Source organism: Staphylococcus sp. FSL K6-0223, from assembly GCF_038008285.1.
Map to the genome: position 1 here is coordinate 162,066 of NZ_JBBOYX010000002.1, position 17,470 is coordinate 179,535.

13 protein-coding genes and 1 other RNA gene are annotated in these 17,470 nt (G+C 33.9%); 12 read left to right on the plus strand and 2 right to left on the minus strand.

Annotated features, from left to right (window positions below):
* Positions 1–44: 44 nt before the first annotated feature.
* From secDF to MHI13_RS11860, 10 genes are all read left to right on the plus strand, one after another.
* On the plus strand, positions 45–2,336 hold the full coding sequence (gene secDF / locus MHI13_RS11815; RefSeq protein ID WP_064210126.1) for a protein translocase subunit SecDF: 2,292 nt from the start codon (positions 45–47) through the stop codon (positions 2,334–2,336).
* A 138-nt stretch (positions 2,337–2,474) separates the two neighbouring features.
* Complete coding sequence (gene recJ, locus MHI13_RS11820; protein WP_002436104.1) at positions 2,475–4,748, plus strand: single-stranded-DNA-specific exonuclease RecJ; 2,274 nt, start codon at positions 2,475–2,477, stop codon at positions 4,746–4,748.
* A gap of 18 nt (positions 4,749–4,766) precedes the next feature.
* Positions 4,767–5,285 (plus strand): adenine phosphoribosyltransferase, encoded by a 519-nt coding sequence (locus MHI13_RS11825; RefSeq protein WP_002435988.1) that lies wholly within the window; start codon positions 4,767–4,769, stop codon positions 5,283–5,285.
* A 410-nt stretch (positions 5,286–5,695) separates the two neighbouring features.
* Positions 5,696–7,885, plus strand: coding sequence for a RelA/SpoT family protein (locus MHI13_RS11830; protein ID WP_002436070.1), 2,190 nt, complete (start codon positions 5,696–5,698; stop codon positions 7,883–7,885).
* A gap of 13 nt (positions 7,886–7,898) precedes the next feature.
* Positions 7,899–8,351 (plus strand): D-aminoacyl-tRNA deacylase, encoded by a 453-nt coding sequence (gene dtd / locus MHI13_RS11835; RefSeq protein ID WP_002436106.1) that lies wholly within the window; start codon positions 7,899–7,901, stop codon positions 8,349–8,351.
* Entirely contained in the window at positions 8,348–9,223 is an 876-nt protein-coding gene (locus MHI13_RS11840; protein WP_002436126.1) for an N-acetylmuramoyl-L-alanine amidase, read from the plus strand. Before dtd ends, MHI13_RS11840 begins: the two co-directional genes overlap by 4 nt.
* A gap of 387 nt (positions 9,224–9,610) precedes the next feature.
* Positions 9,611–10,873: a histidine--tRNA ligase gene (gene hisS, locus MHI13_RS11845; protein ID WP_002436016.1), complete on the plus strand. Its 1,263-nt coding sequence runs from the start codon at positions 9,611–9,613 to the stop codon at positions 10,871–10,873.
* 15 nt (positions 10,874–10,888) lie between these two features.
* Positions 10,889–12,655 carry an aspartate--tRNA ligase gene (gene aspS / locus MHI13_RS11850; protein ID WP_002436088.1) on the plus strand — a complete coding sequence of 589 codons (1,767 nt, stop codon included), beginning with the start codon at positions 10,889–10,891 and terminating at the stop codon, positions 12,653–12,655.
* Positions 12,656–12,940: 285 nt separating this feature from the next.
* Positions 12,941–13,131: non-coding RNA, 6S RNA (gene ssrS, locus MHI13_RS11855), on the plus strand.
* Between the two features lie 110 nt (positions 13,132–13,241).
* A complete protein-coding gene (locus tag MHI13_RS11860; protein WP_002435982.1) occupies positions 13,242–14,015 on the plus strand; it encodes a tRNA threonylcarbamoyladenosine dehydratase in 774 nt (257 codons plus the stop codon).
* A 96-nt stretch (positions 14,016–14,111) separates the two neighbouring features.
* On the opposite strand, the gene MHI13_RS11865 is transcribed toward MHI13_RS11860, so the two are convergent.
* Positions 14,112–15,380 carry a replication-associated recombination protein A gene (locus tag MHI13_RS11865; protein WP_037579430.1) on the minus strand — a complete coding sequence of 423 codons (1,269 nt, stop codon included), beginning with the start codon at positions 15,378–15,380 and terminating at the stop codon, positions 14,112–14,114.
* A gap of 83 nt (positions 15,381–15,463) precedes the next feature.
* Here MHI13_RS11865 and cymR point away from each other — a divergent pair, with 83 nt between their 5' ends.
* Positions 15,464–15,886 (plus strand): cysteine metabolism transcriptional regulator CymR, encoded by a 423-nt coding sequence (gene cymR, locus MHI13_RS11870; protein WP_002436108.1) that lies wholly within the window; start codon positions 15,464–15,466, stop codon positions 15,884–15,886.
* Between the two features lie 347 nt (positions 15,887–16,233).
* Complete coding sequence (locus MHI13_RS11875; RefSeq protein ID WP_002436115.1) at positions 16,234–16,374, plus strand: SAS049 family protein; 141 nt, start codon at positions 16,234–16,236, stop codon at positions 16,372–16,374.
* Positions 16,375–16,427: 53 nt separating this feature from the next.
* Here MHI13_RS11875 and MHI13_RS11880 read toward each other — a convergent pair whose 3' ends face one another.
* Positions 16,428–17,423, minus strand: a complete 996-nt coding sequence (locus MHI13_RS11880; RefSeq protein WP_340761107.1) for an LLM class flavin-dependent oxidoreductase — start codon at positions 17,421–17,423, stop codon at positions 16,428–16,430.
* Positions 17,424–17,470: the final 47 nt, after the last annotated feature.

Consider the following 17,470-nt stretch of genomic DNA (forward strand, 5'->3'; position numbering starts at 1 on the left):
TCATCGAGTATGCTAAATACATAAGTAAATAATGAGGTGTTCATGTGAAGAAAACTAGTAGATTAATTGCATTCATACTACTTGTGGCTCTTCTTTTTACAGGAATGGGACTTACATATAAGAATGTAGTTAAAAATGTTAATTTAGGACTTGATTTACAAGGTGGTTTCGAAGTACTTTATCAAGTTAATCCTTTAGATAAAGGAGAAAAGATAGACAAGAAAGCACTTCAAGCAACATCAAGAACACTCGAAAACCGAGTTAATGTTCTAGGTGTTTCAGAACCTAAAATTCAAATTGAAGATCCTAACCGTATACGTGTTCAATTAGCTGGTATTAAGGACCAAGCTCAAGCACGTAAATTGTTATCTACGCAAGCGAATTTAACAATTAGGGACGCTCAAGACCATGTTTTAATGTCTGGTTCAGATATCAAACAAGGTTCAGCCAAACAAGAATTTAAACAAGAAACTAATCAACCAACAGTAACATTTAAGGTTAAAAGCAAAGAAAAATTCAAAAAGGTTACTGAAAAGATTTCAAAAAAACGTGACAATGTTATGGTTGTCTGGATGGACTATAAAAAGGGTGATAGTTACAAGAAAGAGGCTAAGAAGCAACAAGAAGGTAAAGACCCTAAATATGTTTCTGCCGCAAACGTAGATCAGCCAATTAATTCAGATAGCGTCGAAATTTCCGGTGGTTTCAATGGTAAAAAAGGTGTTAAAGAAGCTAAACAAATCGCTGAATTACTAAATGCCGGTTCGTTACCTGTAGATCTTAAAGAAATTTATTCTAATTCAGTTGGCGCACAATTTGGTCAAGATGCTCTAGATAAAACAATATTCGCTTCATTTATCGGTGTAGGAATAATTTATCTATTTATGCTAGGCTTCTACAGATTACCAGGTTTAGTAGCAATTATTGCATTGACTACTTACATTTACCTAACATTAGTTGCATTTAACTTTATTTCTGGTGTGTTAACATTACCGGGACTTGCCGCACTTGTGCTTGGTGTAGGTATGGCTGTTGATGCTAACATTATTATGTATGAGCGGATTAAAGACGAACTAAGAATAGGTCGAACGCTCAAGCAGGCATATTCTAAAGCAAACAAAAGTTCATTCCTAACGATCTTTGACTCAAACTTAACAACTGTTATTGCTGCAGCTGTGCTGTTCTTCTTCGGTGAGAGCTCAGTTAAAGGTTTCGCGACGATGTTACTATTAGGTATTCTAATGATATTCGTTACAGCTGTCTTCTTGTCACGTGGACTATTATCATTATTAGTATCATCTAACTTCTTTAAGAAAAAATATTGGTTATTTGGAGTTAAGAAGAAAGATCGCCATGACATTAATGAAGGTAAAGATGTTCATGACCTTAAAACATCATTTGAAAAGTGGAATTTCGTTAAGTTAGCAAAACCGCTTATCGCGTTAAGTATTTTAATCGTCATAGTTGGTTTAGTTATTTTATCAATTTTTAAACTTAATTTAGGTATTGATTTCTCTTCTGGTACAAGAGCAGATATTGAGACAAATCAATCACTCACTCAAGGTAAAGTCGAAAAAGCTGTTAAAGATGTCGGCTTATCGCCAGATCAAGTTCAAATTAATGGCAGCGGTCATAAAAATGCTACTGTACAATTCAAGAAAAATTTATCAAGAGCAGAAGATAATAAGCTAAGTGATAAAATTAAATCAGAGTTTGGTGATACACCACAAATTAACTCAGTATCACCATTAATCGGTCAAGAACTCGCTAAAAATGCTATGACAGCGTTAATCCTAGCTTCAATAGGTATTATTATTTATGTATCACTTCGATTTGAATGGCGAATGGGCTTATCTGCAGTACTTGCGTTATTACATGACGTATTTATAATCGTAGCAGTATTTAGTTTATTTAGATTAGAAGTTGACTTAACATTTATCGCAGCTGTATTAACAATTGTAGGTTATTCTATTAATGATACAATTGTTACTTTCGACCGTGTTCGAGAAAACTTGCATAAAGTTAAGGTGGTTACGTCACCTGAGCAAATTGACGATATTGTTAATAGATCAATTAGACAAACAATGACACGTTCAATTAATACGGTCTTAACGGTTGTAGTTGTAGTTGTTGCTATACTCATCTTTGGTGCACCAACTATATTTAACTTCTCATTAGCGTTATTAATTGGTTTAATCTCAGGAGTGTTCTCATCTGTATTTATCGCCGTACCGCTTTGGGGTATCATGAAAAAACGTCAATTGAAGAAATCTCCAAACAGTAAATTAACGGTTTATAAAGAGAAAAAATCAAATGATGAAAAAATCTTAGTTTAATCTATTAGTTAACTGTCAATTAAGTATTTAATACTTGATTGACAGTTTTTTGTTGAAATTATTTAATCCTTAACGGGTTGTACTTTTTATTTTAAATAAAGTTCGGTATAATGACTTTTGGAAATGAGGACGATTGTTATGATCAAATCAAGATATCATTGGGATTTAGCCCAGCCAACTGAATACATAACAGATGATCTTGCTAAGAAACTTAAACTTTCACCTATTGTAAAAAAAGTTTTGGAAAGCAAGAATCTAGTTCAAGAAAATAATATTTTAGATGTATTAGAAGACAAAGTACTTGACCATGATCCTTGGTTATTAAGTGATATGCAAAAAGCAATTGATCGCATAAATTTAGCTATTGATAAAAATGAACGTATTTTAGTCTATGGCGATTATGATGCTGATGGTGTCACTTCAACAACTATTCTTGTTAATACATTACAGCAATTGGGTGCTCAAGTAGGATGGTATATTCCTAATCGGTTCTCTGAAGGTTATGGACCTAATGAACTTGCCTTTCGTAATGCATATGATGAGGGGATCTCACTAATCATTACAGTGGATAATGGAATACAAGGTCATGATGAAATTAAAATGGTTCAAGACCTCGGTGTGGATGTCATTGTGACAGATCATCATGAGATTGGACGTACTTTACCAGAAGCATTAGCCATTGTACATCCTATGCACCCGGATTTTGACTATCCGTTTAAATATCTTTGTGGTGCTGGTGTGGCATATAAGCTATCGCAAGCTTTATTAAGTCATCCACCTCAGCAATTTATAGCATTAGCAGCTATAGGAACGATTGCAGATTTAGTTTCATTAACAGATGAAAACCGTTCAATAGTTAAAAGAGGATTGAAAATATTAAATGAACAGACGCCTGTTTCTATCAATGCTATATTGAAACAAGCAGGTTATAATGATCAAATTAATGAAGAAACGATTGGGTTTATCATTGGACCTCGACTCAATGCAGTAGGAAGATTAGAAGATGCATCACTAGCTGCTGAATTATTAATGGTAGATGAGTTTGAGGAAGCAGAATTTTTAGCTGAACAAGTGGAGCATTTCAATCAAGAAAGAAAAGATATTGTAGCAGAAATTACTGAAGAGGCACTTTCATTAGCTGAGGAACAAGTTCAACAAGGAAATTTATTTTTATTATTAGCTAAAGAGAATTGGCATGAAGGAGTACTCGGTATTGTAGCATCTAAGATTGTTGAAACTTATGCTCTGCCAACTCTAATCTTGAATATTGATTTAGAGCAGAATCATGCTAAAGGCTCTGCACGCTCGATAGACCAGGTGTCAATGTTTGAAATTTTAAATGCTCATCAGGATTTAATTACTAAATTTGGTGGTCATCATATGGCTGCTGGTATGACTATGGATATAGAAAATATTGATGAACTACGAAAAGGTCTTAACGAATGGATGAAGCAACTTTCAGAATCAACATCTTTAGCACCACGTAAACATGTAGATGTACTGCTCAATGAAAGTGAAATTACTGTTAAAAATATTCAAGATATACAAAAATTGCGTCCATTTGGTACAGACTTTAATAGTCCTACATTTGAAGTTAATGATTTAAATGTTAAATCGATTAAAGCTATTGGCCAAGAAGGTAAACATTTAAAAGTGGCACTTGGAGAGAATCAATTAGCGGCACTTTACTGGAGTTATGGACATTTTGCTAAAGAAATCGAAATGGGGCAACCCCTTAATTTAATAGGTAACCTTCAAATCAATGAATGGAATGGAAATCAATCACCCCAGTTAATTATTCAAGATATTGCTACAGAAACAATACAAATCTTAGATTATCGAAGCAAACGCAAGCATCTTCAATTCACTGAAAATAATTCTAATACAGCATATGTGATTCATCCTAAAAAGGATAAAACCAATGAGCATCATTATTATTATGGTGAAACTATAGAATCACAATATGATAAAGTAGTTCTCAGAGATTTACCTACAACAATGAATGAAATTGAAGAAACGCTTAAACAATTACAATTTTCCCAGCTTTATCTTGTTTTACAACATGATCAATCAATTTATTTTGAAGGTATGCCAAGCAAAGCATTGTTTAAAGAATGTTTTAAAGCTTTAATTAACAAACAAGAAACAAATTTAGCTAAAGAGGGTATGATGTTGTGTGAGTTTTTAAAAGTTAAGCCAGAAATATTAAAGTTTATGCTTAAAGTTTTTAATGAGCTTAATTTTATTTACAACAAGGATGGTCTTATTAAAATAAATTCACACTCTAGTAAAAAAGATATCGAGACGAGTCGTCTTTACCAATTAAGACAATCTCGAATAGAAGTAGAAAAAAGATTACTGTACGATGACTTTTCAAATATTAAGAAATGGATAAAGTCTCAATTGAGTTAAAATTTAGGAGGAAATTTAATGGATTTAAAACAATATGTCTCAGAAGTTCAAGATTGGCCAAAACCGGGAGTAAGTTTTAAAGATATAACTACAATTATGGATAATGGTAAAGCATATGGATACGCGACTGATCAAATCGTGGAGTATGCGAGAGAAAGAGATGTTGATGTTGTAGTAGGGCCAGAAGCTAGAGGATTTATTATTGGTTGTCCAGTGGCATACTCTATGGGGATTGGATTTGCTCCTGTGCGTAAAGAAGGTAAATTACCTAGAGAGGTTATTCGTTACGAATATAGTTTAGAGTACGGTACAAACATTTTAACTATGCACAAAGATGCGATTAAACCAGGTCAACGTGTGTTGATTACAGACGATTTACTCGCTACGGGTGGTACAATTGTAGCGGCAATTAAACTTGTAGAGAAATTAGGTGGCATCGTTGTAGGTATTGCATTTATTATCGAATTAAAATATCTACATGGTATTGAAAAGATAAAAGATTATGATGTCATGAGTCTTATTTCATATGATGAATAACTAAAGTTATGTTCAAAGCTATATCTTGTATTATTTAAAATTTATTACAGGATATAGCTTTTTTATATTTGCGAAAGTAACCTTATTTTAGCGGAATTTAATAAATAGATTGTAAGCTTTAAAGTCTACCCACGTTTATTTATTTAAAAAATTGTAGTATCATAGAACTATTATTTAAATTAAAGTGAACTACCTTATTTAAGTTAGGGTAAAAGTTATAGTAAAGTGGAAGTAAGTATTACTTATTGTATAGATAAGGGCATAGATTTAATATAATCAGAATTTTACAAATATATTATATTTTAATTTTCGAAATCAAAAACCTATAAAAGCAAATAAATTAACTCGCTTATTTAGCGTTTAAATACTAAGGTATGAAATAGTAATAAATTTGAGTGGGGTGTCATATTTTGAACAACGAATATCCATATAGTGCGGATGAGGTTCTTCATAAAGCTAAATCATATTTATCGGCAAGTGAATATGAATATGTACTTAAAAGTTATCATATCGCTTATGAAGCCCATCAGGGTCAGTTTAGAAAAAATGGCTTACCTTATATCATGCATCCTATTCAAGTTGCAGGTATATTAACTGAGATGAGACTCGATGGGCCTACAATCGTAGCCGGCTTCCTACATGATGTCATAGAAGACACGCCTTATACATTTGAAGATGTTAAAGATATGTTCAATGAAGAGGTTGCTCGTATTGTAGATGGTGTAACAAAACTTAAAAAAGTTAAATATCGCTCTAAAGAAGAGCAACAAGCTGAAAACCATAGAAAACTATTTATAGCCATCGCTAAAGATGTTCGAGTTATTTTAGTGAAGTTAGCAGACCGTCTGCATAATATGAGAACATTGAAAGCAATGCCTAGAGAGAAACAAGTCAGAATTTCAAAGGAAACTTTGGAGATATATGCTCCACTTGCACATCGTTTAGGTATTAACACAATCAAATGGGAATTAGAAGATACAGCATTAAGATATATTGATAGCGTCCAATACTTCCGTATTGTAAATCTAATGAAGAAAAAACGTAGTGAACGTGAAGCATATATAGATAATGCGATAAACAAAATTGAAGCAGAAATGGAAAAAATGAACCTTTCTGGTGAGATTAATGGTAGACCTAAACATATTTATAGTATTTACCGTAAAATGATGAAACAGAAAAAACAATTTGATCAAATTTTTGATTTATTAGCAATACGTATCATTGTTAATTCAATTAATGATTGTTACGCCATTTTAGGACTTGTTCATACATTATGGAAACCTATGCCGGGTAGGTTTAAAGATTATATAGCTATGCCAAAACAAAATATGTATCAATCTCTTCATACTACAGTTGTAGGTCCTAATGGCGATCCACTCGAGATACAAATTAGAACATATGAAATGCATGAAATTGCCGAACACGGTGTAGCGGCTCACTGGGCTTATAAAGAGGGAAAAACGGTTAATGAGAAAACTCAAGATTTCCAAAACAAACTTAATTGGTTAAAAGAACTAGCTGAAACAGATCATACCTCCACTGATGCTCAAGAATTTATGGAGTCTTTAAAATACGATTTACAAAGCGACAAAGTTTATGCGTTTACACCTGCGAGTGACGTTATTGAATTGCCATATGGAGCAGTGCCTATTGATTTCGCTTATGCCATACATAGTGAAGTAGGTAATAAAATGATCGGTGCAAAAGTAAATGGCAAAATTGTACCTATTGATTATGTACTACAAACAGGTGATATCATTGAAATACGTACCAGTAAACACTCATATGGACCGAGTCGTGATTGGTTGAAAATCGTAAAATCTTCAAGTGCGAAAAGTAAGATTAAAAGTTTCTTTAAAAAACAAGACCGCTCCTCAAATATTGAAAAAGGTAAATTTATGGTTGAAGCAGAAATTAAGGAACAGGGATTCCGTGTTGAAGATGTTTTAACCGAAAAGAATTTAGAGGTTGTAAATGATAAGTATCATTTTGCAAACGACGAGGATTTATTTGCGGCTGTAGGATTTGGTGGCGTAACTTCCGTACAAATTGTTAATAAACTAACTGAAAAACAACGAATATTAGATAAACAGAAAGCTTTAAATGAAGCCCAAGAAGTTACAAAATCAGTTCCTATTAAAGAAGATATTATTACTGACAGTGGTGTTTATGTTGAAGGATTAGAAAACGTCCTTATCAAACTGTCAAAATGTTGTAATCCTATACCTGGTGATGATATTGTAGGATATATCACCAAAGGTCACGGTATAAAAGTTCACCGTACAGATTGTCCAAATATAAAAAACGAGACAGACCGGTTGATTTCTGTAGAGTGGGTTAAATCAAAAGATTCAACTCAACGTTATCAAGTTGATTTAGAAGTGACAGCATACGATAGAAATGGTTTACTTAATGAAGTGCTACAAGCTGTTAATTCGACAGCAGGTAGTTTAATTAAAGTTTCAGGTCGTTCTGATGTAGACAAAAATGCTGTGATAAATATTAGCGTGATGGTGAAAAATGTTAACGATGTTTATCGCGTCGTTGAAAAGATAAAACAACTAGGTGACGTATATACAGTATCGAGAGTTTGGAACTAGAGGTGCAAAAGAAATGAAGATAATTGTACAAAGAGTTAAACATGCAAGAGTAATAAATGATTCTATCGATAATGAAATCGAGAGAGGATTTTGTTTACTAGTAGGTGTAGGCAAAGATTCTACTGAAGAAGATATCAAAATCGTTGCAAAAAAAATTGCCAACGCTCGATTATTTGAAGATGAAAATGACAAATTAAACCTTAATATTCAACAAGTTGATGGACAAATCTTATCTGTATCTCAATTCACACTTTATGCAGATGTTAAGAAAGGTAATCGTCCTGGATTTTCAAATTCAAAAAGCCCTGAAGAAGCGAAACAACTTTATGAAAGATTTAATGAGGAATTAGAATCATACGGTTTAACTGTTAAAACAGGCGAATTTGGTACACACATGAATGTTGAAATTAACAACGATGGTCCTGTTACTATAATCTATGAATCACAGGATGGAAAAATTCTATGAACAAAATAGATGCTTGGTTAACACGACATGGCCTAAAAAATTGGCTTACACTTGTAGTAGTCATAGCTTTCATTCTATTTATTATCTTGTTATTTATGTTTCTCAATCAAGGTGATGAGGATACTGGTCAGATTACAATCACTGAAAATGCTGAATTAAGAACAGGTCCTAATGCAGCCTATCCTATCATTTACAAAATTGAAAAAGGTGATAGCTTTAAGAAAGTAGATAAACAAGGTAAATGGATAGAAGTCCAAAATCGGGCTGGAACAGAAAAAGGCTGGGTTGCCGGTTGGCATACTAACTTAAATATACATGCTGACAACTCTAAAGCTTCTAATCCTCTTAAAGGTAAAACAATTGTACTTGATCCTGGTCATGGTGGTAGTGACCAGGGTGCATCAAGTAACACCCCCTCTAAAAGTTTAGAAAAGAATTACACTTTGAAAACTGCTAAAGAACTTAAAAAATTACTTGAAAAAGAAGGTGCCAAAGTCAAAATGACTCGCACCACAGATAAATATGTGTCTTTAGATGATAGAAATATTAAAGGCGACGCATTTATCAGTATACATAATGACTCTTTAGATTCCTCTAATGCTAACGGTGCAACCGTTTATTGGTTACAAGATAATCAAGAATCGCTCGCTCAAACATTAAATTCTAATATCCAAAAAAAAGCCTTGCTTACTAATAGAGGTGCGCGACAACAGAATTATCAAGTACTCCGACAAACTGATGTGCCAGCTGTATTGTTAGAACTCGGATATATTAGTAATCCAACCGATGAAAATATGATTAAAGACCAACTACATCGTCATGTCGTAGAGCAAGCAGTAGTTGATGGTCTTAAACAATATTTCTCATCATAGAACTTGCAAATTAAAATAAAACTCGTTATCATAATTAATGAACTTTATAAATAAAACCATTATTATTCTTGGAAGATTAAACGAAAAAGGTAGCAAAGTATTGCGCAGAAATACAATCCTAGGCTGTAAGATTGTACTGAGTAGTTTAATTCTTGAACACAAGAAGAGGTACTTTAGGAAACTAATGTCGGCTTACGCACGTTAAGCGTATTGAGTGGGTCAAGCTCTTATTAAGAGACTGATCAATTAGGGTGGCAACACGGTTATTACGTCCCTTGTATAGTTTTAAACTATACAAGGGACTTTTTATTTTCTTAATTGGGGATAATCATCACCTTAGTCGTCATGATGACCTATTCTGAAACTAACGACAAAGGAGACAATGATATGATAAAGATTCCAAGAGGCACGCAAGATATCTTACCTGAAGATTCAATCAAATGGCGCCACATTGAGAATAAATTAGATGAACTCATGGAATTATATAATTATAAAGAAATTCGCACACCTATATTTGAAAGTACTGAACTATTCGCAAGAGGTGTTGGCGATTCTACCGATGTAGTTCAAAAAGAGATGTATACCTTTAAAGACAAAGGAGATCGTAGTTTAACTTTACGACCTGAAGGTACTGCAGCGGTTGTTCGTTCTTATATAGAACATAAAATGCAAGGTAATCCTAATCAACCTGTTAAATTATATTATAACGGTCCTATGTTCAGATATGAACGTAAACAAAAAGGACGTTATCGTCAATTTAATCAATTTGGTGTAGAGGCGATTGGTGCTGAAAATCCGAGTATAGATGCTGAAGTTTTAGCTATGGTAATGCACATTTACGAATCGTTTGGTTTAAAACATCTTAAACTCGTTATTAATAGTATCGGTGATAGTGAATCACGAAAAGAATATAACAAAGCGCTTGTTAACCATTTTGAACCTGTTATTGATACGTTTTGTTCAGACTGCCAATCTCGTTTGCACACAAATCCGATGCGTATTTTAGATTGTAAAATTGACAGAGACAAAGAAGCAATCAAAACCGCACCTCGTATAACAGATTATCTTAATGACGATTCTAAAGCATACTATGAACAAGTAAAACATCATTTAGATGACTTAAATATTCCTTACGTAGAAGACCCAAATCTAGTAAGAGGCCTGGATTATTATACTCACACAGCATTTGAACTTATGATGGATAATCCAAACTATGATGGAGCTATCACTACATTATGCGGTGGCGGTCGTTATAATGGTTTACTACAGTTATTAGATGGACCAAGTGAAACAGGTATTGGATTTGCTTTAAGTATTGAAAGACTCTTACTTGCACTAGAAGAAGAAGGTATTGAGTTAGATATTGAAGAAAACTTTGATTTATTTATCGTAACGATGGGTGAGGAAGCTGATCGTTATGCAGTGAAGCTTTTAAATGACTTAAGAAAAAATGATGTGAAAGCTGATAAAGATTATCTCAATAGAAAAATTAAAGGACAAATGAAACAAGCCGATAGATTAAATGCAAAATATACAATTGTTATTGGCGATCAAGAACTTGAGAATAATTCCATTGCAATTAAAAATATGACTACAGGCGAGTCAGAAAATATACAACTTGATCAGTTAATTAATTATTTTAAAAAGTAGAAAGGGAGTATAACTTTGAGTAAGAGAACAACATATTGTGGTTTAGTCACAGAAGATTTATTAGATGAAAAGGTAACTTTAAAAGGATGGGTACACAATCGCCGTGATCTCGGAGGATTAATTTTCGTAGATTTAAGAGATCGTGAAGGTATTGTTCAAATCGTTTTCAATCCGGACTTTTCAGAAGAGGCCTTAAAAGTAGCTGAAACAGTACGTTCTGAGTATGTTGTAGAAGTACAAGGTGTTGTTACTAAACGTGACCCAGAAACAATTAATCCTAAAATTAAAACAGGGCAAGTAGAAGTTCAAGTTTCAAATATAGAGATTATTAATAAGTCAGAAACGCCTCCGTTTGCAATTAACGAAGAAAACGTCAATGTAGACGAGAACATCCGCTTAAAATATAGATATTTAGATTTACGTAGACAAGAATTAGCTCAAACTTTCAAAATGAGACATCAAACAACACGTTCAATTCGTCAATATTTAGATGATAATGGCTTCTTCGATATAGAAACGCCAGTATTAACTAAATCTACACCAGAAGGTGCTCGTGACTATTTAGTACCTTCACGTGTTCATGAAGGTGAATTTTACGCTTTACCTCAATCACCTCAGCTGTTTAAACAATTATTAATGATAAGTGGTTTTGATAAATATTATCAAATCGTTAAGTGTTTCCGTGATGAAGATTTACGTGCAGACCGTCAACCTGAGTTTACGCAAGTAGATATTGAAATGAGTTTTGTTGATCAAGAAGATGTTATTTCAATGGGCGAAGAGATGTTACGTAAAGTTGTTAAAGATGTTAAAGGTATCGATGTAGAGGGACCGTTCCCACGTATGACATACGCTGAAGCTATGGACCGATATGGTTCAGATAAACCTGATACACGCTTTGATATGGAACTCATTAATGTATCTCAATTAGGTAAAGACATGGATTTCAAAGTCTTTAAAGATACTGTTGAAAATGAAGGCGAAATTAAAGCAATTGTTGCTGAAGGTGCTGCGGATCAATATACACGTAAAGATATGGATTCACTAACTGAATTTGTAAATATTTACGGTGCCAAAGGATTGGCTTGGGTTAAAGTAGTCGAAGATGGCTTAAGTGGTCCAATCGCTAGATTCTTTGAAGATGCTAATGTAGAAACATTAAAAACATTAACTGGAGCTAAACCTGGTGATTTAGTTATGTTTGTAGCCGATAAACCTAGTGTGGTTGCTCAAAGTTTAGGAGCATTACGTATTAAATTGGCCAAAGAATTAGGATTAATCGATGAGTCTAAATTAAACTTCTTATGGGTAACTGATTGGCCATTACTTGAATATGATGAAGATGCTAAACGTTATGTTGCTGCACACCATCCATTCACATCTCCTAAACAAGAAGATATTTCGAAACTAGATTCTGAACCTGAAAATGTTCAAGCAAACGCATACGATATCGTATTAAATGGTTATGAGCTTGGTGGGGGATCAATAAGAATACATGATGGTGAATTACAACAAAAAATGTTCGAAGTTTTAGGGTTCTCTACTGAACAAGCAAAAGAACAATTCGGCTTCTTACTTGATGCATTTAAATACGGTGCACCACCACACGGCGGTATAGCATTAGGATTAGACAGACTAGTGATGTTACTCACTAACAGAACAAACCTAAGAGATACAATCGCATTCCCTAAAACAGCATCAGCAACATGCCTATTAACAGATGCACCAGGAGAAGTATCAGACAAACAACTAGAAGAACTCTCACTACGAATCAGACACTAGGGGCCCCAACATAAAGAATTTCAAAAAGAAATTCTACGAGCAATGCAAGTTGGGGTTAGGCTCCCGACACAAAGGATTTCGATAAGAAATCCCTCGGGCAATGCAAGTCGGGACAAAGGGGCCCCAACATAGAGAATTTCAAAAAGAAATTCTACGAGCAATGTGGACCTAAATGAAAACTCAATACCGCTTACTAAAGTTAAAAATTTAGACATAAAAAAGTTGGTACTTTGAGTTTAAAAATTTCTTTAAATTCGAATTTGTGGTAAGATTATTTCATAAGATAGTCATCTGTGGTGTACGTAAGTTTGCTTTTTATTTGGGCCTAACACTCTTTGATCAGGGAGCCCAATAGGTTTTCTCGCAGCGCACACGCCTCTATAGGAGGACTTGCAAAACGAGAAACAGGGCACCCAGCTGTATATAGCAGGCCGAATGATCAAGCTATTTACAACTACGGCACCTACGGACTCTATCGATACGCAAGACTTCGGTCTTGCGTATTTTTATGTGAATTTTTACAATGATGAATATACATATATAAATGAAAAGCTAATTAAGGTTTAGTTTGATAAAGGAGTACAGAATGAAACATCAATTTTCCAGAAATGAATTGGCAATTGGTCAAGAAGGCTTAGATTTATTAAAAAATAAAACTGTAGCAGTTCTTGGTATCGGAGGAGTCGGATCTTTCGCTGCAGAAGCACTTGCTAGAACAAATATTGGTCATATTATACTTATTGACAAAGATGATGTTGATATTACAAACGTTAATAGACAAATTCATGCATTAACATCTACGATAGGTCAAAGTAAGGTCACGCTTATGGAAGAGCGAATTAAATTGATTAATCCAGATTGTAAAGTAACGTCGCTTCATATGTTTTATACAGAAGAAACTTATGAACAAATTTTTAATAATTATCATATAGACTACTTTATTGATGCGAGTGATACCATTATTTATAAAGTACACCTTATGAAAGAATGTCTAGAGCGTGGAATTGATATGATTTCAAGTATGGGTGCAGCAAATAAAACGGATCCTACACGTTTTGAAATTGCAGATATTTCTAAAACGCATACAGATCCAATGGCCAAGGTGATTAGAAATAGATTAAAAAGACAAGGCATTAGAAAAGGAGTCAAAGTCGTATTCTCTGATGAGAGTCCAATTGTGATTCGTGAGGATGTAAAAGAAACTGTTGGCGATAAAAATGCGATTAATCGTAAAGGTCAAATGCCACCTTCATCTAACGCCTTTGTACCAAGTGTGGTCGGACTCATATGTGCAAGCTATGTTATTAATGATATTTTAAAAGATATTCCAGTTAGACGTATTAAAGATAAAGGTCAGTAACCTCAAAAAAGTTAGCTTATATTCCATAGGATAGATTGAACAGAAGTTGCACATAACTACTATTCAACTATCTTATTATTGGAATATAGCTAACTTTTATTTTTTGTTTAATAAATTTTCATAAACATCTTTAAATTGTTGCTCACTCTTAGACGTTGTTTTAGGTTCATAGTAAATTCTATTTTTAAGTTTGTCTGGTAAATATTGTTGCACGACGTGACCATTTTCATAATTGTGAGGATATTTATAGCCTATTGATCTTCCTAAGTCTTTAGCGCCAGAGTAATGACCATCTTTTAAATAGTCTGGTATTTGTCCTACTAAACCTTTTCTGATATCACTCAAAGCACTATCTATAGCTGTGATTCCTGAATTAGATTTAGGTGATAAACACAGTTCTATCACAGCTTGGCTAAGTGGAATTCTAGCTTCAGGAAATCCAAGACGTTCAGCTGACTGAATTGCCGCTAATGTTCGTTGCCCCGCAGAGGGTGAAGCTAGGCCAACATCTTCGTAACTAATGACTAATAAACGCCTTACAATTGTAGGTAAGTCTCCAGCTTCAATAAGTCGTGCTAAATAATGTAATGCTGCATTAACGTCACTACCTCGAATTGATTTCTGAAAAGCACTCATTACATCATAGTGCATATCGCCATCTTTATCGCTCACAAAAGCACCTTTTTGTAAACAATCTTTAGCATCATCTAATGTAATGTGACGTTGGTTTTTAACTACTTCTGCACTGAGAACTGCTAACTCTAAAGCATTTAGAGCACTTCTTACATCACCTTGGCTTTGAGTGGAAAAGTACTCCATAGCATCTTCGTCTACAATAGGATGATAACTTTTAAGACCTCTATCACTATCCTCAATTGCACGATCAAGTGCAATTCTTACATCATGGTCATCTAAAGGATAAAGTTCAAAAATTTGAGCTCTAGAACGAATAGCTGGGTTAATCGCATGATATGGATTAGACGTTGTGGCTCCTATCAAGACAATTTTGCCATTTTCTAAATGAGGCAAAAGAAAGTCTTGCTTTGCTTTATCTAAACGATGTATCTCATCAAGTAGCAAGATGACTTGGCCAGACATTTTGGCTTCTTCAACAACCATTTGCATATCCTTTTTAGTATTTGTTACAGCATTTAATTGTCTAAATTTAAACTGTGTACTTCCAGAAATGGCTTTGGCAATACTCGTTTTACCAATACCTGGAGGTCCATAAAATATCATTGAAGAAAGTCGTTTAGTCTCAACCATTCTTCTAATAATACCTTTAGGACCAACGAGATGCTGTTGTGATATAATCTCATCTATATTCATAGGCCTCATTCGAGACGCTAGAGGTTCTGTACTCACATTTGTCACACCTTTCTAATATTATCTTAACGTAAAAAATGATAGAATGGGAATATATAATTCGAATTAAGTGAGGTTATACAATGAAAATATCAACAAAAGGGAGATACGGATTAACATTGATGATTTCTCTTGCTAAAAGAGAAGGTCAAGGTTGTGTATCTTTAAAGTCTATTGCTGAAGAAAATAAACTAAGTGATTTATATCTTGAACAATTAGTCGGCCCTTTAAGAAATGCTGGATTAATTCGAAGTGTGCGTGGTGCTAAAGGTGGTTATCAACTTAGAGTACCAGCTGATGAAATCACAGCAGGCGATATTATTCGCTTACTTGAAGGTCCGATTACGTTTGTAGAAAGTATTGAATCTGAACCACCTGCACAGAAACAATTATGGTTGAGAATGAGAGATTCAGTTCGAGACGTGTTAGATAACACAACTTTAAAATATCTTGCTGATTATAAAGAAACCAATGAAGATTTAGATGGCTATATGTTCTATATTTAACATTTTAGTAATCTATTTAAGTTAGAATTATACTCATTAATCGCATAAATCCTAAATTTTTATAGAAAAATTTAATTAATAATGTTTATCCTCATTTTCAAGTGGTATAACAATTAATACATCGAAGAGGTAGTAAGTATGGCAGACGAAATAAAGTTTAAATAAACTTAAGCTAATGCAAAGAGTCAATTGGAAATGCTACCATCAACCGAGAACTTGAAAGTGAAGGTCCGTAAAATAGTGCTTATGGCGAAACGAATGAATTCGTTGTAAATGTCAAAGATAAAGCGAGTGACCTTATTAATAAGCAAAAAATAATTTTTCAAATTCGAAAGGAGCTATTATTTATGAGTTTCATGGATAAAGCAAAAGAAGCAGCAGAAAAATTCAAGGATAGCGATAACGAACAAGTTAACAAAGCAAAAGATAAAATTAACGAATACACTGGTGGCGGAGACGACGACAAAAAAGACAAAGACGACAAATAAGTCTTAACCATACAGTTATAAAGGGAGGGCAGACGCCCTCCCTTTATTTTATATTATGACTGAATTACTTTTTGTAATCTTTGATAAGATTCAAGTTGTTTATCTTGGTCATAAATGTAACTTATTGCCATTAGCTCATCAATTTCTCCATATTCCTTTATAAAGCCTTCAAGTTGACGCTTAACAGAATCCTCTGAGCCAATTAAAGAGCCACTGAAACGTTGTTTAGCTAGTTCATATTCTCTCGGAGTAAGTAATCCTTTTAAATCATCAGTTGGTGGTTGAACAGGTTGCATTCTGCCTCTTGTAATACTCACCATTACTTGAGCCATTGTGCTTGCTAAATATTCTGCATGCGTATCTGTATCTGAAACAATCACATTTAAACATACAATGACATAAGGTTCGCTTAACACATCAGAAGGTTCAAATAACTCTTTATATATTTGAATAGCTTCTTTCATTTGTTGAGGTGCAAAATGTCCGGCAAATACATATGGCAATCCTCTTCTAGCAGCCACATGAGCAGAATCAGTTGAAGAGCCTAGTATATATAGAGGAACATTTTTACCTACAGCAGGGTAAGCTCTTACATATGCTTGTTGATTCCCCGGTCCGAAGTATTTCTCTAGTTGTTCGACTTCTTCAGGAAATTGGTATACACCATTATGTTGGTCACGTCTTAATGCACTAGCAGTCATCATATCTGTACCAGGCGCGCGACCTAAACCTAAATCAACGCGATGTGGGAAAAGTGTTTCCATCGTGCCAAATTGTTCGGCCACTATAAGTGGTGCGTGATTAGGTAACATAATTCCACCTGAACCTACTTTAATTCTTTCCGTATGTTCTAAAGTATGTTGAATAAGTAATGCCGTAGCAGAACTAACTAAATTCGGAGCGTTGTGATGTTCAGCTATCCAATAACGTTCGTAACCTAATTCATCTAAACCTTGAGCTAATTTAACCATGTCATTAATAGCGTCTTTATCTTCTTGACCTTCTCTAATAGGTACAAGATTTAATGCTGATAATTTAATATCTTTCATTTTATAGCTTCCTTTCATGACAATTTAATAGTTGAAGTATAACAACT